Raw genomic sequence first — 21268 nt, 5'->3', positions numbered from 1 at the left:
TTTGTTCGCTTTATGCTTGGCGTATAAATGAAATCAGATCATCAACAGATACTTCATGTGATTCACCTGATTTTCTAAACTTCACTTCTACTATACCTTCTTCTGAACGTTTTCCGCAGCTAATACGAATTGGCAGTCCAATTAAATCACTGTCTGCAAATTTTACTCCTGCACGCTCCTGGCGGTCATCGAAAAGTACGTCAAAGCCTTCATCTTCTAAGCGCTCGTACAACGTTTCAGCCAGTTCTTTCTGCGCATCGTTTTTCATATTTAATGCAAGGAGGTGAAGGTCATATGGTGCCACTGTTTCCGGCCAAATGATTCCTTTCTCATCGTGATGCTGTTCAACAATCGCTGACAGCGTTCTAGAGATGCCGATGCCATAGCAGCCCATAATCATTGGCTGCGCACGACCATTCTCATCGAGGTACGTTGCATCCATCGACTCAGAATAACGAGTGCCCAGTTTAAAGACTTGTCCTACTTCAATCCCTTTTGCAAATTGGATTGTGCCTTCCCCATCTGGAGAAATATCTCCTTCTTGAATCAAGCGAAGATCTGTGAATTCTTTTACTGACACGTCACGTGCAGGATTGACATTGACATAATGATAGTCCGCTTCGTTTGCACCAGCGACAGCATTTGTCATTCCCTTCACAGCAAGGTCAGCATAAATATCGACTTCTGCTTCCAGTTTAACAGGTCCAACAAATCCAGGCTCAGTTCCAATAACTTTCAGCACTTCTTCGCGTGAAGCAAGCTCGACAAGCTGTGCTCCTACCAAGTTTTTCACTTTCACATCATTTACTTCATGATCGCCTCTAGTTAGGATCAGAACATACGCATCATCTGCTTTAAACAAAACAGATTTAATGCAAGCAGAAGGTTCAACTTCTAAAAAGCCAGCCACATCTTGAATGGTTTTCATTTGCGGCGTATGGACTTTTTCAAGCTCTTTGAAGTCCGCAGGATTTGCTTCTTTTCCGTGATATACAGCCTCAGCCATTTCGATATTCGCGGCATATGAGGACGTATCAGAATAAGCGATGGTATCCTCTCCGACTTCTGAGAGCGCCATGAACTCATGCGTATCTTTTCCACCCATTGCCCCTGAATCTGCAATGACTGGTCTAAAATTGAGACCCACTTTTGAGAACACATTAGAGTAAGCCGTAAACATTTTGTTGTATGTTTCATCAAGGCTTTCTGGTGAAGAATGGAATGAGTATGCATCCTTCATGATAAATTCACGTCCGCGCAGCAGTCCAAAGCGTGGTCTCTGTTCATCACGGAATTTTGATTGAATTTGATATAGTGTTAAAGGTAGCTTCTTATACGATTTCACTTCGCTGCGTACTAATGATGTGATCACTTCTTCATGGGTTGGGCCAAGCGCAAATTCGCGTCCGTGGCGATCCTTCATACGCATCAGTTCTGGACCGTATGTATACCATCTTCCTGACTCTTGCCACATTTCTGCCTGCTGCAGCACTGGCATTAGCAGCTCAGCTGCGCCTGCCTTTTCCATTTCCTTGCGGACGATCGATTGAATATGCTGAATGACTTTATGCGCAAGCGGCAGATAATGATAGATTCCACTTGTATTTTGTCTAATAAACCCAGCTCTTACTAAGAGTTGATGACTTTTTGCCTCAGCATCTGCCGGCACCTCTCGAAGAGTTGGAATAAAAGTCAGGGATTGTCTCATGTCGTTACACCTCATTTATGAAATAGGACTTCTCACAAAAACTCTTGTTTCCCGGAATGAGAAACAAGAGAGAATGGTTTTTATAAAAATAACCGCTGAATGTCATTCCACGTTACCACTAACATTAACAGCATGAGGAAAGCAACACCGATAAAGACAACAAGTGCTTCCTTCTCACGATTAATTGGTTTACCGCGAATGGCTTCAACAAATAAGAATAGTAAACGTCCTCCGTCTAATGCAGGAATCGGTAACAAATTCACGATGCCTAGGTTGATACTGAGGAACGCCGCAAACTGCATTAATGTTAACACACCTTGTTTGGCTACTTCTCCTGTCATGTCATAAATTCCAACAGGACCTGCTAACATGTCTAGTGAAAATTGTCCTGTGACAATTTTTTGCAAGTTCGTTAAGATCAGACCTGCCGTTGAAACGACAGTTGTTCCAGAGGATGAAATAACTTTCAAAAATCCATTTTCCGTTGGCGGATATGATCCGAAACGGCCAATGCTTTTCCCATCTGCTTTCACAGCTTCTGGTACAACCTGCACAGTGCTTTCCTTGCCGTCTCGGTCAATGACGACATTCATTTTTTTCTCAGGGTTCTTTTGAACTGTTTGAACGACGTCTGTCCAAGAATTCATTTTCTCGCCGTTAATGGACACGATGTGATCTCCCTGCATGAGTCCAGCCTCAGCCGCCCGGCCGTCTTTCGTCAGCTTACCGAGTACAGGATCATCAACGGTTACCCCTTGAATAAAACCTAAAGCAACCAAAATCACATACGCTAGAATAAAGTTCATAATCGGTCCAGCTGCGATAGCTTTAATTCGCTGCCAAACCGTTTTTGAACCGAATTGACGATTGTATGGTGCGATTTGAATTTCTTCACCATCTGCAATATAGAAGCTTGTTTGACTGACATTGTAGCCAGTCAGAATATCTTCATTTCCAGCTTCATATCCCGAGATTCTCATAGCATGATCTAAATCAATCTGCTCAACTTCGATGACAAGTGCATCAGGATATTTTTCTTTATCATTTAAAATGATCTTTTCTACTTCATTTTGCTCATTGAATAAGAGCCCCACTGTATGACCTGGTTTAATTTCAATAACTTCAGGGTCCTCTCCAGCCATTTTAACAAATCCGCCAATAGGGAGAAGTCTAATGGTATAAACGGTTTCTTTTCGTTTAAAGGAGAAAATCTTCGGCCCAAAACCAATTGCGAACTCGCGGCATAAAATCCCCGCGCGCTGCGCCATAATTAAATGGCCAAGCTCGTGGAAAAAAACGAGCGTTCCAAAAATAATAATAAACGCAATCACTGTATTCACGAACATACCACCTTATGTGAGGATTGATTGAACAAAGTCTCGTGTATCTTTGTCCACTTCATGGATATCTTGCAAACTAGGCGTTGAAATCACATGATGTCTGATTAGTGCCTTTTCAATCAATTCTTCAATTTGCAGGAACGTTACTTTGCCTTTTAGAAATGCATCGACTGCCATTTCATTTGCTGCATTAAGTACAGCAGGCATTGTCCCTCCTATTTTACCTGATTCATAAGCAAAATGTAAGCAGCGATACCTGTCAAAATCCGCTTTCTGGAAATTCAATTGTCCAATCTCCCAAAGGTTCAATGATTTCGCTTCTTGTAACGGCGCCCTGTCAGGGTATGTGAGTGCATATTGAATAGGCACTCTCATGTCAGGTGTCCCTAACTGAGCCATGACGCTTTTGTCGTGAAATTCCACCATCGAATGGATAATGCTCTCTTTATGTAGCAGCACATCAATTTGTTCATAAGGGATATCAAACAACCAATGTGCCTCGATCACCTCGAGCCCTTTATTCATCATCGTCGCTGAATCAATGGTGATTTTCGCTCCCATCGACCAGTTCGGGTGGTTCAGCGCTTCTTCAACCGTAACACCTTCAAGTTCAGTTCGTTTTTTATCTCGGAAACTACCACCTGAAGCTGTCACGATTAAGCGTTCAATATTTTTAGCTTGTTCACCTTGCAGGCATTGAAAAATAGCGGAATGCTCACTATCGACAGGAAGTAAAGGTACATCATATGTTTTAGCGTACTCTTTTACTATATGACCAGCTGTCACAAGTGTTTCCTTATTTGCGAGAGCAATCGTCTTTTTTTGTTCAATGGCCTTTAATGTTGGAACAAGTCCAACACTCCCTACAAGTGCATTGACCACTACGTCCACTGCATCATAGGTCGCTGCCTCGATGTTGGCTTCATCACCAGCAGCCAGCTTCACATCGTATGCAAATGAATGATTTTTTAGCATGTGATAGGTTTCTTCGTCTACACAGCCGACGAATTCAGGCTGAAAGCGCTCAATGATCGGAATCGCCTTTGCTATATTTCTGCCAAATGTCATGGCTTTCAGCTTAAACTTGTCCGGGTGCTGACTGATCACATCTAACGTTTGTTCTCCAATTGATCCTGTTGCGCCTAATAGCGAAATATATTTCAAATTGCCACTCCTTCTCTCGTTCAATAAGTTTCTATGAGGTTAGCTGGCAAACGTTGCGAGCAGTAAGTATAAAAACGGCAGAACGAATAAAAAGCTGTCAAACCTGTCCAAAATCCCGCCATGGCCAGGGAGAATTGTCCCTGAATCCTTCACGTGATAATGACGCTTTAAAGCAGATTCCACAAGGTCGCCTAGCTGTCCAAAGATACTGAGTAAAAGAGTAATAAACATCACAAGCAGATATGATGGCAAAAATCCTGTAACCGCCTGAAACACAAGTGACAACACGACCGCTGTGACGATTCCGCCGATAAATCCTTCTACTGTTTTGTTTGGGCTGATTTCTGGCCAAAGCTTTCGTTTCCCCATAGATTTCCCAATAAAATAGGCTCCTGAGTCAGTAGACCAAATAATCACTGCTGCGAAGAAGATCGCACTCATGCCATATAAGCCTCTAATTTGGATAAAATAATAGAAACTAACGCCAATATATAATGTGGCTAATACAACAAAAGCAACCTCATCGAATGTGAAAGAGTTTTTGCTCAAAACTGTATAAGTTAAAAGTATTAAGACTGCAAATAAAGCAATCTGCATTTTTGATGCGTCCACGTTTGGGAAGAAGCTGTTGTCTCCGCCCATTAAAAGCCAAAGCAATATTAAGCTGACAATACCAGGAAAGCTGAAAATCGAGATCTTTTTCATTCTTAAAAGCTCAAAGAGAGCGACACTTCCCATTAAATAAATCAGCAGGGTAAATGGCATCTGTCCATATATAACTGCAAGCAAAAAGACTGCAGCTGCCAAAACACCCGTCAAAATTCTTTGTTTCATCTGCACCACCCTCTAAATTCCACCGAACCTCCGGCCGCGGCGCTGGTACTCCCCGATAGCGCCTATAAGGTGCTCATCAGAAAAGTCAGGCCAAAGCACATCCGTAAAGACAAACTCGCTGTACGCAATTTGCCAAAGCATAAAGTTGCTTAATCTAATTTCTCCACTCGTGCGAATGAGCAAATCCGGATCTTGAAGAGATTCTGTCATTAAATAAGCTGAAAACATCTCTTCTGTGATGTCTTCTGCTCGAAGCTTACCTTCTTTGACCTTTTCAGAAATTTGTCTGCATGCGGAGACGATTTCTGTGCGCCCACCATAGTTGAGCGCAAAGTTCAAAATGAGTCCGTCGTTGTTCGCCGTACTCTTTACTGCGTTCTCTACCGCTTTTTTCGTATGCTGCGGGAGGCCGTTTGGATCACCTGTTAAACGCACACGGACATTTTCTTCGATGAGTTCAGGCAGGTAGATGTTTAAAAATTCTTCAGGAAGTTTCATTAAAAAGTCTACTTCTAATTTTGGACGTTTCCAATTTTCCGTAGAGAAAGCATACAAAGTCAGCACTTTGACATTCAGCTCATTTGCAAGCTTTGTCATGCGCTTGACGACTTTCATTCCTTCATGATGACCTGCTACCCGTGGAAGAGCACGTTTTTTCGCCCATCTTCCGTTCCCATCCATGATAATGGCGATATGTTCAGGAATTTCTCCATTTAATATGTCTTCTTTTGTCAGGCTTTCTAAGTTGGAAGCTGCTGTTTGCTGATTCTTCCAATTTTTGAGTATATTGAGCATGAGATTCCTCCATCACCCAAAAAGGTTGCGTTCCCGCTAAATAATATAGTCATCAACAGTATTAACAAAAAAACCCCCTGTAAACATGAAGAGGGTCTTTTCACTATTATCTATTGTACATAGTTTTTTCTTAAACTTCCATGATTTCTTTTTCTTTATCTTTCGTCACGTCATCAATTTTAGCGACATATTCATCTGTCAATTTTTGAACATCCTCTGTCGATGATCTTAATTCATCTTCAGTGATCTCCCCATTTTTCTCAAGCTTTTTCAAATCATCGTTTGCATCACGACGCACGTTACGAACAGCTACTTTTGCTTCTTCTGAGTATTTTTTCACGACTTTCACAAGCTCTTTACGTCTTTCTTCTGTCAGCGCAGGAATCGCAATGCGGATCACATTTCCGTCACTTGTTGGCGTGATGCCAAGGTCAGACTTTTGGATCGCTTTTTCGATATCACCGATTGCTGTTTTATCGTAAGGTGTGATAATCAGCATACGTGCTTCTGGCACTGTGATCGACGCAATTTGGTTAAGCGGTGTTTGTGCACCGTAATAATCCACTGTCACTTTATCAAGCAGTGAAGCATTTGCACGGCCAGCACGAACAGTTGCAAGCTCACGTCCGTAGGCTTGTACGGCTTTTTCCATTTTTTCTTTCGTTTGGTTCAACACTTCTTTTGACACGTTATTTCCCCCTCACGATCGTTCCGATTGATTCGCCGTTTACGGCACGTTTAATATTTCCTTCTTCCATAATGGAGAATACGATTAATGGAATGTCATTGTCCATACATAATGAGGACGCAGTAGAATCCATTACAGCAAGCCCTTCTTTAAGTACATCAAGATATGAAAGCTTATCATATTTTACTGCATCCGCATCTGTACGAGGATCAGCACTGTAGACACCATCTACATTATTTTTCGCCATTAAAATGACATCTGCTTCGATTTCTGCTGCACGAAGTGCTGCCGTAGTATCTGTAGAGAAATAAGGGTTTCCTGTTCCTGCAGCAAAAATGACGACACGTTTCTTTTCAAGATGACGGATCGCTTTTCTTCTTATGTATGGTTCTGCAACCTGTCTCATTTCGATAGAGGTTTGCACTCTAGACTGAATGCCAAGCGTTTCTAGGCTGTCCTGTAACGCCAGTGAGTTCATCACTGTTGCCAGCATCCCCATGTAGTCTGCTGTTGCACGGTCCATTCCTAGATCACTGCCTGTCTTTCCGCGCCAAAGGTTTCCTCCGCCTACAACGACTGCAACTTCAACATCGAGCTCTGCAATTTCTTTTACTTGCTTTGCAATTGATTGAATGACAGTTGGGTTAATTCCATTTCCAGCATCACCCGCTAGTGCTTCGCCACTTAGCTTCAGTACAATGCGATTATATTTCGGTTTGCTCATGATAACCTCCAAGTGTAAACTATACCGTCTCTTATTATGCGTAAGAAACTGTCTTTTGTAAATCAATATCCTCTAAAAAATAGGGAACACAGTGCTTGTGCTCCCTAAAAAAGCCCCAGAGAGCTTTTCAAACATTATTTTTTCACTTGGCTCATAACTTCTTCAGCAAAGTTGTCTTGACGTTTTTCGATACCTTCGCCCACTTCATAGCGAACATAAGTTTGAACAGTTGCGTTTTTCGCTGCTACAACTTGTTTCACTTTTTCATCTGGGTTTTTAACGAACGCTTGGTCAAGTAAGCAAATTTCTTCGAAGAATTTGTTTAGACGGCCTTCTACCATTTTAGCTACGATGTTTTCAGGCTTTCCTTCTTGAAGAGCTTGCTGTGTTAATACTTCACGCTCACGGTTTGCTTCTTCTTCTGACACTTGGTCACGAGAAATGTATTTAGGGTTTACAGCTGCAACGTGCATAGCGATGTCTCTTGCAAGCTCTTCGTCAGTTGTTCCGTTAAGAACAGCTAACACACCGATACGTCCGCCCATGTGCAGGTAAGAACCGAATGCAGCATTATCTTCTTTTGTGATGACAGAGAAACGGCGTAGAGTGATTTTCTCTCCGATTTTCGCAATTGCAGATGTGATATGCTCTTCAACTGTTGAACCGTTTTCCATTTTAGAAGCATGAGCTTCTTCAAGTGTTGCAGGTTTAGCAGCAAGCAAATGATCAGCAAGTTCGTTAAGAAGTGCTTGGAATCCTTCGTTTTTCGCAACGAAATCAGTCTCAGAGTTCACTTCTAGGATCACGCCTGTGTTGCCGTCAGTTTTGATAAGAGTTAATCCTTCTGCCGCAATACGGTCTGCTTTTTTCGCAGCTTTTGCGATTCCTTTTTCTCTTAGAAGGTCGATTGCTTTCTCGATGTCACCATCAGTTTCTGTTAACGCTTTTTTACAGTCCATCATACCTGCACCAGTTTTTTGACGCAGTTCTTTAACTAATTGAGCAGTAATTGCCATTTTACATTTCCTCCTTCTATGTTAAAACACGGATTACTAGGTGAAAAAAAGGTGATAAAAGGCATTTCCCTCTTATCACCTTTTGAATAGGTTACGCAGTTGTTGTTTCAGTTTCTGTCGTTTCTTCTACAACAGCTTCTTCTTCGCCTTGTTTAGACTCAAGAATCGCATCTGCCATTTTAGCAGTTAGAAGTTTTACAGCACGGATTGCATCATCGTTTGCAGGGATCACAACATCAATTTCGTCTGGATCACAGTTTGTGTCAACGATACCGATGATTGGGATATTCAATTTACGAGCTTCTGCAACTGCAATACGCTCTTTACGAGGGTCGATAATGAAAAGTGCATCCGGAAGACTCTTCATGTCTTTGATTCCGCCTAGGAATTTTTCAAGACGCTCTAATTCTTTTTTCAGTTGAACGACTTCTTTCTTAGGAAGAACTTCGAACGTACCGTTTTCTTGCATTTTTTCAATATCTTTTAAACGTTTAATACGTTTTTGGATTGTTTCAAAGTTTGTTAAAGTTCCACCAAGCCAGCGTTGGTTCACATAGAACATACCAGAACGGATTGCTTCTTCTTTCACTGAATCTTGTGCTTGCTTTTTCGTACCAACGAAAAGGATTTTTCCTCCGTCAGCAGCAAGGTTTTTCGTGAAGTTGTAAGCTTCTTCTACTTTTTTCACCGTTTTTTGAAGGTCGATGATGTAGATACCGTTACGCTCTGTAAAGATGTAACGCTTCATTTTTGGGTTCCAACGGCGAGTTTGGTGACCGAAGTGAACACCAGCTTCTAGCAATTGTTTCATAGAAATAACTGACATTTTGTTGCCTCCTAATATAATGGTTTTTTTTCCTCCGCTTAAGTCATGTTCACATAAAACTGCGCCACGGCAGCACCTTCATACGAATCATTAAGCGTGTGTATTTAACACCAAGAAATAATATAACACATGATGGACTGACAATCAAGAATCCTTTACAGCTTTCCGCTAAATTTTAATAAAAGCTCGATTTCTGTCTTGCCAGTTTTCATTTCTTTCGCTATTTCTTCTAGTGACCGCCCTTCATCATATAGGGACTTCACTTGGTCCTCGAATGTTTCTTCTATTTCACTTTTAGAAGGCATAGAAGCCTCTGTTTCGAGTTGTGGAACGGGTTCGTTTACCTTCTCTTCCTGCACCTCAACTTCGCTAAGGAGAGCCGACAGGTGCTCCGGTACGGGATCTTCACTTTCGACCGATTGCTGGGATTCAATTGGTGGTTGTGGCTGCTTTGGTGTCTGAAGATCCGATTTCAGCTCTTCAGCAGAAAAATCAGGGGAAGCGGCTGCCACTTTTGATAGTTTGTCATTCTCTTCTTTGACCTCCATCAAAAATGCAGCCAGGGTATTTTCCGTTTCTTCTAGAAGTTCTCGCTGCTTTTGTTCTGTTGCCTTCAGCGAATTCATTCTCGTATATAAAATAATCACAAAATAAATAAGTGCAGCATGAAGCATGAAGCTAATCAGCCATAACATATTTTTTCACTCACTAACTCTTTAAGATTGAATGGCTTTATCAAGCAGATGCTTAAGCTTGAACAAGGCCTTTGAATGAATTTGCGAAATGCGCGAGGTAGATAAATTGAGCACTTGACCGATTTCCGTTAATGTCAGTTCTTCTTTATAGAAAAGACTGATCACAAGCTTTTCTTTTTCTGAAAGCTCTGTGATTTTTTCAGAAAGCTGTTCAATTAATTCATCTTTCAGCATTTTCTCTTCTGGAGTCACAGACTTCTCGTCGCGAATCATGACTTGGACGTTCTCTCCGTCTTCTTGATCATGCAGCTTCTCATCAATTGAGAGCAGATTTGCAAAGAATCCTTCATTCATCGTTGTGACGACATCCTGTTCACTCATGCCGAGTTCCTCAGCCACCTCTGTCGGCGTCACATTACGCAAATACCGCTGTTCAAGCTTTTCAATAGCCGCTTCTACTTTTTTTGTTTTTTCTCTTGATGTACGAGGCAGCCAGTCCTCTTTACGAAGACCGTCGATAATGGCCCCGCGGATTCTGAAGGATGCATATGTATCAAACTTCAGATCTCTTCCGGGATCAAATTTTTCAAGGGCATCATATAAACCGAGCATCCCTAGACTGATCAAGTCTTCTTTATGCACTGACTTCGGGAGACCGATGGAAATTCTTCCAACATGATATGTGACGAGCGGCATATAGCGGCGCATAAGATCATCTCCAGCAGCTGGGTCTTTCCACTCTTTCCATCTAGCCCATAGCGCCTGATCTTCGTAATTTAAGGATTGCATCTTTATCCCCCTATACTTCCTTAGTTATATCTTCATAATGCCTTGCTTCACAGTACGGATCTCAAGCTCTGCCGTAAGCGGATCGAATTCAATTGTACGGCCACTGTTTCCGCCTGTATCCTCACTAATAATCGGGATATGATGAAGAGACAGATGTTCTTTTACAGCTGAAACGTTTCTAGGTCCAATTCTCATTAGATCATTGGTTGACTTAAACTTAAACATTTCCGCCCCGCCAGCAAGTTTTGCCTTTAGCGCATGTTTGCGTGCGCCTGCTTTTAGGAGCAGATCAATTGTATGCTTGACACCTGTATCTGCATATTTAGCCAAGTTCTCCACCGCCCCTTTTGAAAGAGAGGAGTCTGGAAGCATAACATGGACAAGGCCTGCCAGCCTTTTGTCTTGATCAAACAAGACAAGCCCTACGCAGGAACCAAGACCGGATGTCCGAATGCGGTCCGGTGATTTAACAAGCTGAACATCCGCAATACCAACCTTTACAACTGCCGGAATTTGCACGTTCATTATAGGTTACCTAATGCTTTGAATAGTTTTTCAAACGATTCAAAGTCTGGTAATAGAAACATATTTCCTTTCAGCTCTTGCTTATTTTGATCATCAAAAATAGATGTATCAATCACAATCGCCTGATCGCCAAGAGGACTGAATTGCATCAACCCTTCACTAATGACAGCCCCGAACATATCGAGCGTCACATCTGGAACACTTGGGTGAAGCTGCAATTTTGTTAAATCGGCAAGGGCTGATAAATAAGAGCCCGCTAAAATATTTCCCAGTTCATGAAGTGCTGACGTCCCCATCTCATGTTCATGAATCGTATCAATATCAAATGCCGGGTCCTGGACAAGCTCTCTTACAAATTGCTCCGCTTGCTCAAACGGCATAATGAAAAAGATTGAGCCGGTTAAATCCCCTTCCATTCGCAGGAAAATACTTGCAACAGGAAGGTCTGCACCGCCAAAGAAATCCATTAAATCTTCAAACGAGAGAACCTTGACAAAAGGAACAGCCATATCTATTTTGCGATCCAATAGGTTGGCAAGAGCAGACGCTGCGTGGCCTGCCCCGATATTCCCAACCTCTCCTAAAATATCTAGCTGTTCATCTTTAATTTCGTTGAAAATGCTCATTTCACATCCCCCTTAATGAACAGGTGCACCTTGAACGCTCTTGTCGAGGACAGCACCGGCATGAATAATATTGAAAAGACGCTGATCATGCTTAATGATACCTGTCACCCATGACTGTCCTTCTTTTTCAGCTGATTCAGGAGAAGATTCTACTTCTTCCTGATGGACGGTAATAACATCATTTGCTTCGTCAACAATCCAGCCGACTTCAATGTCACCAACTTGTACAATGATCATTCTTGTTTCATCTGTAATCTCGTTGTCAGTAGAACCAAGTCTGACTCTCAGGTCAATGACAGGCGTCACGACACCGCGTAAATTAATAACACCGCATATATAAGGGGCAACGCCAGGAACTCTTGTCGGCTGCTGCCATTTTTCAATGGACTTTACTTCTGATACTGAAATGGCGTATTCTTTTTTGTTTACGATAAACACAATCATCTTTTCGCCAGTTTTGATATCTGTACTCATTTCAGACCGCTCCTCTATTGTTTTTTACTTGATCAGTGCATTACAGTCAACGATGAGTGCAACTTGACCGTCACCTAGGATCGTTGCGCCGGATATCGCAAATACGTTTGGCAGATAATCTCCTAGTGATTTCAATACAACCTCTTGCTGACCAATAAATGAATCGACCACAAATGCTGTCAGCTTGTCTCCTTTACGAACAACAATGATGTGCAGTTCTTCCTCTAATTCATTCGCATTTGGTACGTGGAATTGTTTCTTCAAGTACACGACCGGTACGATAAATCCGCGGAAATCAATCACTTCACGATCATGCGTTTGCAGGATGTCACTTTTCTTAATGACCGCCGTTTCAATAATAGAAGAAATCGGAATCGCAAATGTTTCCTCTTCTAGTTTTACAAGAAGAACGGAAATAATCGATAATGTAAGCGGAAGCTGGATCGAAAATAGTGAACCCTGTCCTTCTGTTGAGTTAATGCTCACAGATCCGCCAAGTGATTCCAGCTTGTTTTTCACAACGTCAAGACCTACACCGCGGCCTGAGATGTCAGAAATCGTATCAGCTGTAGAGAATCCTGCTGCAAAGATCAATGAATCAATTTGATGATCTTCAAGCGTTTCTACTTCTCTTTCTGTAATAACCCCGCGCTCTAACGCTTTTTCAAGCACCTTTTTACGGTTAATCCCGCCTCCATCATCTTCTACTTCAATGAAGACATGGTTTCCGCTATGATACGCTTTTAATAGAACCGTACCTTTTTCCGGCTTGCCTTTTTTCACACGTTCTTCTGGTGATTCAATCCCGTGATCTAGACTGTTTCTAAGTAAGTGCAACAGCGGATCTCCAATCTCGTCGATCACTGTTCGATCAAGCTCCGTCTCAGCACCCTCAATAATCAGTTCAATTTTCTTATTAAGCTCTTTCGTCAATTGACGAATCATACGCGGGAATCTGTTAAAGACAGTTTCCACAGGTACCATTCTCATGTTCAGGATGATTGATTGCAGGTCTCCAGAAATACGAGTCATTCTTTCGACTGTGTCTGTGAGTTCGTTATTTTCTAGTTCTTTAGCAATCTGTTCCAATCGGCCTCTATCAATCACAAGTTCTTCAAATAGATTCATAAGAGAATCAAGACGGTCGATGTTGACACGAATTGTTTTCGTTCCGCCGGCAGCTGCACCGTTATTGCCATTTGCTTTTGGCGCATCATTTGCTGGCGCTTTTACAGCAGGAACGGATGTTTCTTCTTTTTTCTGTTCAGGCTGCACCTCTTGCTTTTCAGCCGGAGCTGCTTCTTCAAATGCGGAGACTTCAGAGATCTCAACCTTCTCAACCTCTGAGATCGCCGTGACGATTTTCTGCACTTCGTCCATCGGCTGTTTAGAAAGATAAGAAATGCTGAATTCAGATTCAAAATCTTCTGATTCTAACAGTTCTGCATTTGGAACGGTTTTGACAACCTCGCCTGCTTCATTTAGTCTTTCAAAAATCATATAGACACGAACAGCTTTTAGTAAGCACGCTTCGCTTAATGTCACGTTAAGTTCATAGCATTTGAAGCCTTGCTCTCTCGCTTCATCAAGAACCGTACGTTCAAATTCGTTATAATCTAAGTCATTAGCAGCAGCTGATGCATCTGCTGTTTCAACGCTAGAAGCTGCTTCAGCATGGCTTCCTGTCACATCTAGCTTTTTACTAATCTCTGTGACATCACGTTTCCCGTCTCCTCCTTCTGCAATCGATTGAACCATTGCTTCAAGATGATCGAGTGCTTCGAACATCGTATCCATTGACTCAGGAGTGACAATCATTTGTTCATTACGGATAGCATCAAACATGTTTTCTAAATGATGCGTTAAATGAGCCATATCATCAAAGCCCATCGTTGCACTCATTCCTTTCAATGTATGAGCCGCTCTGAATATATCATTCACTAGCTGCAAGTCGGTTGGGTTCTTTTCTAAATCAAGAAGTTTTTCATTACAAGTTTGTAAGTGTTCTCTGCTTTCATCTAAAAAGATATCTAAGTATTGGTTTACATCCAACGTGTTCACGCCCTCTCTTTTTTCATGGAGCTAATAATTGCATGTGCGATGTCATCCACATGCCTTGTTTCATGTGCAAGGCCTGATTTAATGACTGATTTAGGCATTCCGAAAACAACACATGATTCTTCTTTTTCTGCAATGACTTTCGTATGACCGCTTGCGACCATTTTTTTGACACCTTCAGTACCATCACTGCCCATACCTGTCATAATGACAGCGATTTTCTCGTAACCCTTTATGCTGCTGATGGATTCAAATAAATAGTTAACAGATGGTTTGTGCCGGCTTTCCGTGTCTTCAGGGGACAGCCTGATGACAAGTGACCCCCCTTGGTCATGAAGTGACATATTCATTCCACCAGGAGCTATGTAAGCCACTCCATTTTTCGCGATGTCTCCATCTTGCGCTTCTTTAATCGTAATTTGTGATAAATGATCTAACCTAGTAGCAAGTGATGCCGTGAATCCTGCTGGCATATGCTGCACAATCAATATAGGGGCCTCGATGTCCTTAGGCAGCTTCGTTACGACTCGTTGAAGTGCCCTTGGTCCCCCTGTAGATGTTCCGATAGTAATAATCTTTCGGAGTGAGCTGCCTTTTACAGATGGCAGCCGGGGTGCAGCCACTGGACTTGGCGGCTTTATCACCGGCTTAGGAGACACCTTCTCTTCAGTGCGTTTCCTTGACAGTCCTGCTGCAAGTACCCGCTCTACAATTTGCCCCCTCACTTTGTGCAAATCGAGAGAAATACTTCCCGAAGGCTTTGTCACAAAGTCAAAAGCACCGAGTTCTAAGCAATGAATGGTTAAATCTTTTCCTTGCTTTGTCTGGCTTGACACCATAATCACGGCAAGGTCGTGTTCAGCCAGAATTTGTTTTAATGCTTCTGTTCCATTTAAAACAGGCATTTCCACATCTAACGTGACAACATCTGGATTCAGTTCCTTGATCCGTTTTAAGGCATCTTCCCCATTTCGCGCCGTTCCGACGACTTCTATTTCTTGCTCGGCACTTAGAAAATCACTAATGAGCTTTCTCATAAAGGCCGAGTCATCTACTACTAGCACTCTAATCATGAGTCCACCTTCCTCCTTTTAAAAAAAGAGGACAACTTATCTATAAACGTATGCTGTTCTCTCCGTGCCTCTCTTATCTGCTGATGATATAGTGTTTCTGCCAGCATCTTAATGGTTTTACTCAGCCTTGAATGAGGCTGTTTCATATAAAATGGAATTTGTTCTGATACTGCTTTAGGAACCGCAGGATCATCAGGCACAGCGCCAGCAAATACAAGTTTTCTGTGAAGAAAAGATGTGACCACTCCTGCTAATTTCCGGTAGGTTTCAGACCCTTCTGACGGGGTTTTGCACCGATTGACAATGATTTGCACAGACCGTTCAAACTGATGAATGGCTAAGTGTTTAATCGCGCTGTAGGCATCCATGATGGATGTTGGCTCTGGCGTAGTCACAACGACCACTTCTCCTGCCGATAAGACAAAAGGCAGCTGATCTTTTGACAAGCCGGCACCCATATCGAAAAAGATACAATCGAAGTCCTGCATGATTCTTTCCATCTCTTCCAAAAAGAACGACCATTGATCTTTATCTAAAGAAAACAGCTGTTCAAGCCCGCTTCCGCCAGAAATGTAATATAGATTGTCCGTTCCTTTTGTCATGGCTGCTTTGAAGGATTTTTTTCTAACGAGAACATCTAATATAGAACTAGTCGATGTTTTCCCTAGTAAAATATCAATATTCCCCATCCCAAAATCAAGATCAATCACTAACACTCTTCTCTCTGTACTTGCGATAGACAGTGCCATATTCAGGGTCAAATTCGATTTACCTACCCCGCCTTTACCGCTCATGACGGCAATGGTCTTTGCCTGTCCGCTGGCGTTAAGAGGAGAGGGTGTGATGATTTGACTCTGCTGAACTAGTTTTCTTAACCCTTCTGCTTGGTCAGGCTTCATGATTGTAAAACCATCCTTGTAAGTTCAAGAGGAGAACCTTCAAGAATATCCTCAGGCACATTTTGACCATTTGTTAAAAAACCAAGTTTGATTTGAGAGTCAGCAATGATTTGAAAAATGGTTCCCATCGTGTCCGTTTCGTCCACTTTTGTAAAAATGAATTGATTGATTGGAACGTGCTCAAAGCGTTTGACCATGGCTTTCATGTCTTGATACTTCGATGTGGCACTCATCACGAGAAAACTTTGAATGCTCTCATCAAATGGAATAATGTCGGTCAGCTCTTTGATATACGCTTCTTCTTTAAAGTTACGGCCTGCTGTATCGATGAAAATATGATCATATTCTTTAAAGGTCTCTTGGGCTTTTACAAAATCCTCTCTCGAATAACAAACCTCAAGCGGTGCATTCAGAAGTTCAGCATATGTTTTCAGCTGTTCGATCGCTGCAATCCGGTACGTATCGGTTGTAATAAAAGCGATTTTCTTTTGCTGCTGAATAGCCGTTTTAGCAGCCAGCTTTGCAATCGTTGTCGTTTTACCAGCTCCGGTTGAACCGAACAGTACAATGTATTTTGACGAAATCATCGGCTCATCAGAGGTTTTAGCTGGCAGCATATCTGTCAGCAGTTGTTCAAGTTCTTTTTTTATGTGATTTTCTTTAACCGCACCCTTTGTTAAAAGACCCTTCAGGCATTCGTCTCGAATGGCATCATCAAGCCCTTGATCCTTTAGCTTTTGATCGATTGCTATAAGAGGATCAGGCAGAATACCCGCATGCCGTTCATTCCTCACATATTCTAAAGGCTGAGTATGAGAAGGCGCTGGTTTCGCCGCCTTGGGAACAAATGAAGGCTCTTCGGGCAGCTTTTCCTTTTTTGGCAACACTGGAAGAGGCGGCGCAGGGTTTAACCCTTTACCAGCTCTTTCCTCGAAATCTTGATCCAGCACTGCAATCACTTCGACCATTTGCTGTTTCTTCAAACCGAACAGTTTGCGTTTGACAACGGTTTTAGAATTTAAAATAACGGCATCTTTCCCAAGCTGCTGCCTGATTTGAATCGTTGCCTCCTGCATAGAATTTGCTGTGATTTTTTTCATTTTCATTAGATATCCACCACTCCGATGCTCTGTACTTCCACATTCGCTTCTAGTTCGTTATAAGATAGTACCGGTAAATCTGGGAAATATCTTTCTAACAACTGCTTAACGTACATTCTTATAGGAGGTGAGCATAATAGAACCGGCGTTTCCTGACGAAGCGAAAGCTGTTCAATTTCTCTCGCCACTGATTGAATCACACTTTCAGAGGATTCTGGATCTAACGATAAGTAGTTGCCATGCTCTGTCTGCTGAACGCTGTCTGCAATCACCTTTTCTACTCGGCCTGAGCATGTCACGACTTTGAGTGATTCATTTTCTCTTGCATACTGTGCGGTAATCTGTCTTGCCAGCGCCTGTCTCACATACTCTGTTAATAAATCTGTATCAGTCGTTAATTTTCCGTAGTCTGCAAGCGTCTCAAAAATGGTGACAAGGTTTCGGATAGAGACCTTTTCTTTCAGCAGCTTCGCCAGTACTTTTTGAATATCACCGACTGCCAGCGGATTTGGCGTTACCTCATCCACTAAGACAGGGTAACTTTCTTTCAGATGATCGATTAATTGCTTCGTTTCTTGGCGTCCGAGCAGCTCGTGTGTGTTTTGTCTAATCTTTTCTGTGATGTGAGTAGACACAACAGACGCTGGATCCACAACCGTATAGCCTAGCATCTCAGCCTGATCTTTTTCTGCTTCTGATATCCATTTAGCCGGCAGGCCAAAGGATGGTTCGATTGTTTCAATTCCTTCAATCGGATCATCATCAGGCGTTGGGGACATCGCTAAGTAATGATCAAGCAGCAGCTCTCCTTTTGCTACTTCGTTCCCTTTAATTTTCAACCGGTATTCATTTGGGTTCAGTGCAATATTGTCCCGGATTCGGACGACTGGAATGACGAGACCAAGTTCAAGGGCAAGCTGCCTTCGGATCATCACAATCCGGTCTAACAGGTCACCGCCCTGGTTTGCATCAGCGAGCGGGATGAGGCCGTAGCCAAATTCAAATTCAATGGCATCCATTTGCAGGAGATGAATGACACTTTCTGGACTTTTCATCTCTTCTACCTCTGCCTGTTCCTCCAGTACCTCTTCAATTTCTTCTTGGTCTTGTTTGTTTTTCGACATCAAGTATGCGCCGAGGGCAAGTAAACCTGCGATCGGTCCTGTCAAAAGTACGCCGATTGGCGTAAACAGCCCAAGAAGGAAGATCGTGCCTGCTGTGACGTAAAGCATAGCAGGGAATGCAAACAGTTGTTCAGTGATATCTGAACCAAGGTTCCCATTAGAAGCAGCCCTTGTGACGACAATCCCTGTTGCTGTTGAAATGAGAAGTGCAGGAATTTGTGAAACAATCCCGTCTCCTACCGTTAATAGCGTAAAGTGGGAAGCTGATTCTTGAATCGACATTCCTTGCTGAAGCATCCCGATAATGATTCCAAAAATAATATTAATAATGACGATGATAATACCTGCGATGGCATCCCCTTTAACGAACTTACTTGCACCATCCATCGCTCCATAAAAGTCTGCTTCTCTCGCTACTTTTTCACGGCGGTTTCTTGCTTCACTTTCTGTCAGCATACCTGCATTTAAATCTGCGTCAATACTCATTTGTTTACCTGGCATCGCATCGAGAGTAAATCTTGCCGCAACCTCTGATACACGCTCTGCCCCTTTTGTGATAACAATAAACTGAATGATAATCAGGATAAGGAAAACAACGAGACCAACGAGGATATTTCCTCCAACAACAAATGAACCGAACGTTTCTACAACCTTTCCAGCATCTCCTGTTGAAAGAATAGAACGTGTTGTAGAGATGTTAAGCCCTAAACGAAACAGCGTTAAGAGCAAAAGCAATGATGGAAAAATCGAAAATTGCAGTGGTTCTTGCATGTTCATTGTGGTGAGAAGCACGATAAGCGCAAGAGAAATATTAATAATGATTAAAATACTTAATAGCATTGGCGGAAACGGTATGACCAGCATCGCCACAATTAAAATAACACTGAATAAAACAGATAAATCTCTTGCTGACATGCCTGTTCTCTCCTTTTAAAACCAAAAATTCATAAAATCTTTTGTTTCGTTTTATAGACGTAAGCTAAAATTTCTGCGATGGCCTTAAAGTATTCTTCCGGCACCGCTTGGTCTATGTCGACCTGATCATAGAGCGCGCGGGCGAGCGGCCGGTTTTCTACGGTCATGATATCGTGCTCTTTCGCAATCGTTCTAATTTTCAAAGCCAAAATATCCGTTCCCTTTGCCACAACAAAGGGCGCGTCCATTTTTTCTTCGTCATACTTTAAAGCAATGGCATAGTGGGTTGGGTTTGTAATGATGACGTCCGCTTTTGGGACTTCCTGCATCATCCGTCTCATGGCCATTTCCCGCTGACGCTGTTTAATCTTTGATTTGATGAGCGGGTCACCCTCTGATTTTTTATACTCATCTTTGATGTCTTGTTTGGACATCCGCAAGTTTTTTTCATAATCAAATTTCTGATACATATAATCAAGCCCTGCTAAGATCAGAAGAGCACCAGCAGCATACAGCCCCATAATTAAGGTCATATTTGCAACGAAATGAAGGGTTTCCTCTGCTGTTAATAAAGGAAGCCGCAGAATTTCGTCAAAGTGCATCCAAAGAGCAATAAATGTCGCAAAGCCTACAAAGCCAATTTTCAAAATGGATTTTAATAGCTCTACGAGGGCTCGAATACTGTATATCCGTTTAAACCCTTTGATTGGGTCAAGCTTTTCTAATTTCGGTTTGATCACTTCTGGTGAAAAGAGAAAGCCGACTTGTAAATAGTTACTGATAATGCCCGCCAGCATACCAACACCAAGGATTGGCATGAGGAGGAGCCCTGTTTCCTGAAGCAATTCCAAGAATAATTGATGAATATTAGATGTGCTAACCTTCATTAGCATGGTTGTTGAATAAAAACGTTCTATGAGCGCGATAATCCGCTCTTTCATAAAAGGCCCAATAAAAAAGAATGATAAAAAGATTAATAGAAATGAGATGGCTGTATTGACGTCGGTGCTTTTGGCAACCTGTCCTTTTTTACGTGAATCCCGCCTTTTTTTCGGCGTTGCTTTTTCTGTTTTTTCACCTGCGAAAAATTGCAAGTCTAGTCTAAGCCTTGTCATCATGACGAACCACCGACCAATGCTAAGAAATTCCTCATGGTGAGTACAATCGTTTCAAATGTATTTTGGACAACACCGAAGATGACGCCCATACAGATGATGATCATAATAAAACTCACACCCATTTTAATAGGAAGTCCAACCACAAATACGTTCATTTGCGGAACTGTACGTGCCACAATCCCCAGCGCCAAGTCGACTAAAAACAGACTTGCCACGACAGGTGCCGAGATTTGAAAGGCGATGATAAACATTTGGTTGAAGCTCTTTGCGATAAAGTAAGCAAAGGATTCACTGCCGAAATTCAATGCGTATTGATCAACTGCAATGTATTGAAAGCTGTAATAGATTCCATCAAGCAGCAGGTGATGTGCGTTTGTTGCCAGCATCAACAGCAATGTGACCGTATAAAAAAACTGTCCCATCAGCGGCGTCTGCGCCCCTGTTTGCGGATCAATAATATTGGCAATCGCAAAACCCATTTGAAAATCAATGAATGAGCCAGCAATTTGAACAGCGGACACCATGATGTATGCAATCAGCCCAAGCAGAAGTCCGACCATTGCTTCTTTCACCGCAAGCATCATATAAAGACCGTCTATGTCGAGTGCTGGCGGTTCTTTTATGGTGCTAAAACTAATGACAGCTAAAAACAGTGAGAATCCAACTCTGTGTACAGCCGGGATCGTTCTATGCGCTAAAAGCGGTACTGTCACAAAAAAAGCGGTGATCCGAATAAAAACTAAAAGAAAAGCAGGGAATAATTCTATGATTGACATC

The 21268-nt window shown here is 42.2% G+C and carries 21 protein-coding genes; all 21 read right to left on the bottom strand.

Going from position 1 to position 21268, the window contains the following annotated elements; genetic code table 11:
- Positions 1 to 10: 10 nt before the first annotated feature.
- Positions 11 to 1708 (bottom strand): proline--tRNA ligase, encoded by a 1698-nt coding sequence (locus tag MHB69_RS07890; RefSeq protein WP_252050428.1) that lies wholly within the window; start codon positions 1706 to 1708, stop codon positions 11 to 13.
- Between the two features lie 80 nt (positions 1709 to 1788).
- Positions 1789 to 3054, bottom strand: a complete 1266-nt coding sequence (rseP, locus tag MHB69_RS07885; RefSeq protein ID WP_101677204.1) for an RIP metalloprotease RseP — start codon at positions 3052 to 3054, stop codon at positions 1789 to 1791.
- A gap of 6 nt (positions 3055 to 3060) precedes the next feature.
- Positions 3061 to 4212 (bottom strand): 1-deoxy-D-xylulose-5-phosphate reductoisomerase, encoded by a 1152-nt coding sequence (gene dxr, locus MHB69_RS07880; protein ID WP_024424147.1) that lies wholly within the window; start codon positions 4210 to 4212, stop codon positions 3061 to 3063.
- Between the two features lie 39 nt (positions 4213 to 4251).
- Complete coding sequence (locus tag MHB69_RS07875; protein WP_024424148.1) at positions 4252 to 5046, bottom strand: phosphatidate cytidylyltransferase; 795 nt, start codon at positions 5044 to 5046, stop codon at positions 4252 to 4254.
- Between the two features lie 12 nt (positions 5047 to 5058).
- Entirely contained in the window at positions 5059 to 5841 is a 783-nt protein-coding gene (locus tag MHB69_RS07870; protein WP_065214358.1) for an isoprenyl transferase, read from the bottom strand.
- Positions 5842 to 5971: 130 nt separating this feature from the next.
- Complete coding sequence (frr, locus tag MHB69_RS07865; protein WP_024424150.1) at positions 5972 to 6529, bottom strand: ribosome recycling factor; 558 nt, start codon at positions 6527 to 6529, stop codon at positions 5972 to 5974.
- Between the two features lies 1 nt (position 6530).
- Positions 6531 to 7253: a UMP kinase gene (gene pyrH / locus MHB69_RS07860; RefSeq protein ID WP_008344767.1), complete on the bottom strand. Its 723-nt coding sequence runs from the start codon at positions 7251 to 7253 to the stop codon at positions 6531 to 6533.
- Positions 7254 to 7387: 134 nt separating this feature from the next.
- Positions 7388 to 8269: a translation elongation factor Ts gene (gene tsf, locus MHB69_RS07855; protein ID WP_024424151.1), complete on the bottom strand. Its 882-nt coding sequence runs from the start codon at positions 8267 to 8269 to the stop codon at positions 7388 to 7390.
- 91 nt (positions 8270 to 8360) lie between these two features.
- The gene (gene rpsB, locus MHB69_RS07850) at positions 8361 to 9095 is read right to left on the bottom strand and encodes a 30S ribosomal protein S2 (protein WP_024426991.1); all 735 of its coding nucleotides are present in this window, start codon (positions 9093 to 9095) and stop codon (positions 8361 to 8363) included.
- Positions 9096 to 9250: 155 nt separating this feature from the next.
- Positions 9251 to 9790, bottom strand: coding sequence for a Swarming motility protein SwrB (locus MHB69_RS07845; RefSeq protein WP_065214357.1), 540 nt, complete (start codon positions 9788 to 9790; stop codon positions 9251 to 9253).
- A gap of 21 nt (positions 9791 to 9811) precedes the next feature.
- Positions 9812 to 10579 (bottom strand): FliA/WhiG family RNA polymerase sigma factor, encoded by a 768-nt coding sequence (locus MHB69_RS07840; RefSeq protein ID WP_024424154.1) that lies wholly within the window; start codon positions 10577 to 10579, stop codon positions 9812 to 9814.
- Positions 10580 to 10603: 24 nt separating this feature from the next.
- Entirely contained in the window at positions 10604 to 11104 is a 501-nt protein-coding gene (locus MHB69_RS07835; RefSeq protein WP_024426989.1) for a chemotaxis protein CheD, read from the bottom strand.
- On the bottom strand, positions 11104 to 11730 hold the full coding sequence (locus MHB69_RS07830) for a chemotaxis protein CheC (RefSeq protein ID WP_065214356.1): 627 nt from the start codon (positions 11728 to 11730) through the stop codon (positions 11104 to 11106). The genes MHB69_RS07835 and MHB69_RS07830 overlap by 1 nt, the downstream gene beginning before the upstream one ends.
- Before the next feature lie 12 nt (positions 11731 to 11742).
- A complete protein-coding gene (locus MHB69_RS07825; protein WP_024424157.1) occupies positions 11743 to 12204 on the bottom strand; it encodes a chemotaxis protein CheW in 462 nt (153 codons plus the stop codon).
- Positions 12205 to 12228: 24 nt separating this feature from the next.
- Complete coding sequence (locus tag MHB69_RS07820; RefSeq protein ID WP_342496130.1) at positions 12229 to 14256, bottom strand: chemotaxis protein CheA; 2028 nt, start codon at positions 14254 to 14256, stop codon at positions 12229 to 12231.
- Between the two features lie 5 nt (positions 14257 to 14261).
- Positions 14262 to 15335: a chemotaxis response regulator protein-glutamate methylesterase gene (locus MHB69_RS07815; protein ID WP_342496129.1), complete on the bottom strand. Its 1074-nt coding sequence runs from the start codon at positions 15333 to 15335 to the stop codon at positions 14262 to 14264.
- The gene (locus MHB69_RS07810; protein ID WP_327825851.1) at positions 15332 to 16237 is read right to left on the bottom strand and encodes a MinD/ParA family protein; all 906 of its coding nucleotides are present in this window, start codon (positions 16235 to 16237) and stop codon (positions 15332 to 15334) included. Before MHB69_RS07810 ends, MHB69_RS07815 begins: the two co-directional genes overlap by 4 nt.
- Positions 16231 to 17340 (bottom strand): flagellar biosynthesis protein FlhF, encoded by a 1110-nt coding sequence (gene flhF, locus MHB69_RS07805; protein WP_041117390.1) that lies wholly within the window; start codon positions 17338 to 17340, stop codon positions 16231 to 16233. The genes MHB69_RS07810 and flhF overlap by 7 nt, the downstream gene beginning before the upstream one ends.
- Positions 17340 to 19373: a flagellar biosynthesis protein FlhA gene (flhA, locus tag MHB69_RS07800; RefSeq protein WP_034281791.1), complete on the bottom strand. Its 2034-nt coding sequence runs from the start codon at positions 19371 to 19373 to the stop codon at positions 17340 to 17342. The genes flhF and flhA overlap by 1 nt, the downstream gene beginning before the upstream one ends.
- 29 nt (positions 19374 to 19402) lie before the next feature.
- Positions 19403 to 20491, bottom strand: a complete 1089-nt coding sequence (gene flhB, locus MHB69_RS07795) for a flagellar biosynthesis protein FlhB (RefSeq protein WP_029707677.1) — start codon at positions 20489 to 20491, stop codon at positions 19403 to 19405.
- Positions 20488 to 21267, bottom strand: a complete 780-nt coding sequence (gene fliR / locus MHB69_RS07790) for a flagellar biosynthetic protein FliR (protein WP_024426982.1) — start codon at positions 21265 to 21267, stop codon at positions 20488 to 20490. Before fliR ends, flhB begins: the two co-directional genes overlap by 4 nt.
- Between the last annotated feature and the right edge of the window lies 1 nt (position 21268).

The organism is Bacillus sp. FSL K6-0994 (assembly GCF_038630815.1).
Lineage (GTDB): Bacteria > Bacillota > Bacilli > Bacillales > Bacillaceae > Bacillus > Bacillus safensis.
The sequence above is the reverse complement of the archived record's forward strand: the minus strand, read 5'-3'. Positions and strand labels throughout refer to the sequence as shown.

Bases quoted from the DNA above. Each gene is read 5' to 3' on its own strand.
- MHB69_RS07890 (WP_252050428.1), bottom strand. From the start codon at position 1,708: ATGAGACAATCCCTGACTTTTATTCCAACTCTTCGAGAGGTGCCGGCA.
- rseP (WP_101677204.1), bottom strand. From the start codon at position 3,054: ATGTTCGTGAATACAGTGATTGCGTTTATTATTATTTTTGGAACGCTC.
- MHB69_RS07875 (WP_024424148.1), bottom strand. From the start codon at position 5,046: ATGAAACAAAGAATTTTGACGGGTGTTTTGGCAGCTGCAGTCTTTTTG.
- MHB69_RS07870 (WP_065214358.1), bottom strand. From the start codon at position 5,841: ATGCTCAATATACTCAAAAATTGGAAGAATCAGCAAACAGCAGCTTCC.
- pyrH (WP_008344767.1), bottom strand. From the start codon at position 7,253: ATGAGCAAACCGAAATATAATCGCATTGTACTGAAGCTAAGTGGCGAA.
- tsf (WP_024424151.1), bottom strand. From the start codon at position 8,269: ATGGCAATTACTGCTCAATTAGTTAAAGAACTGCGTCAAAAAACTGGT.
- rpsB (WP_024426991.1), bottom strand. From the start codon at position 9,095: ATGTCAGTTATTTCTATGAAACAATTGCTAGAAGCTGGTGTTCACTTC.
- MHB69_RS07845 (WP_065214357.1), bottom strand. From the start codon at position 9,790: ATGTTATGGCTGATTAGCTTCATGCTTCATGCTGCACTTATTTATTTT.
- MHB69_RS07840 (WP_024424154.1), bottom strand. From the start codon at position 10,579: ATGCAATCCTTAAATTACGAAGATCAGGCGCTATGGGCTAGATGGAAA.
- MHB69_RS07835 (WP_024426989.1), bottom strand. From the start codon at position 11,104: ATGAACGTGCAAATTCCGGCAGTTGTAAAGGTTGGTATTGCGGATGTT.
- MHB69_RS07830 (WP_065214356.1), bottom strand. From the start codon at position 11,730: ATGAGCATTTTCAACGAAATTAAAGATGAACAGCTAGATATTTTAGGA.
- MHB69_RS07825 (WP_024424157.1), bottom strand. From the start codon at position 12,204: ATGAGTACAGATATCAAAACTGGCGAAAAGATGATTGTGTTTATCGTA.
- MHB69_RS07815 (WP_342496129.1), bottom strand. From the start codon at position 15,335: ATGATTAGAGTGCTAGTAGTAGATGACTCGGCCTTTATGAGAAAGCTC.
- flhF (WP_041117390.1), bottom strand. From the start codon at position 17,340: ATGAAAATGAAAAAAATCACAGCAAATTCTATGCAGGAGGCAACGATT.
- flhA (WP_034281791.1), bottom strand. From the start codon at position 19,373: ATGTCAGCAAGAGATTTATCTGTTTTATTCAGTGTTATTTTAATTGTG.
- flhB (WP_029707677.1), bottom strand. From the start codon at position 20,491: ATGATGACAAGGCTTAGACTAGACTTGCAATTTTTCGCAGGTGAAAAA.
- fliR (WP_024426982.1), bottom strand. From the start codon at position 21,267: ATGTCAATCATAGAATTATTCCCTGCTTTTCTTTTAGTTTTTATTCGG.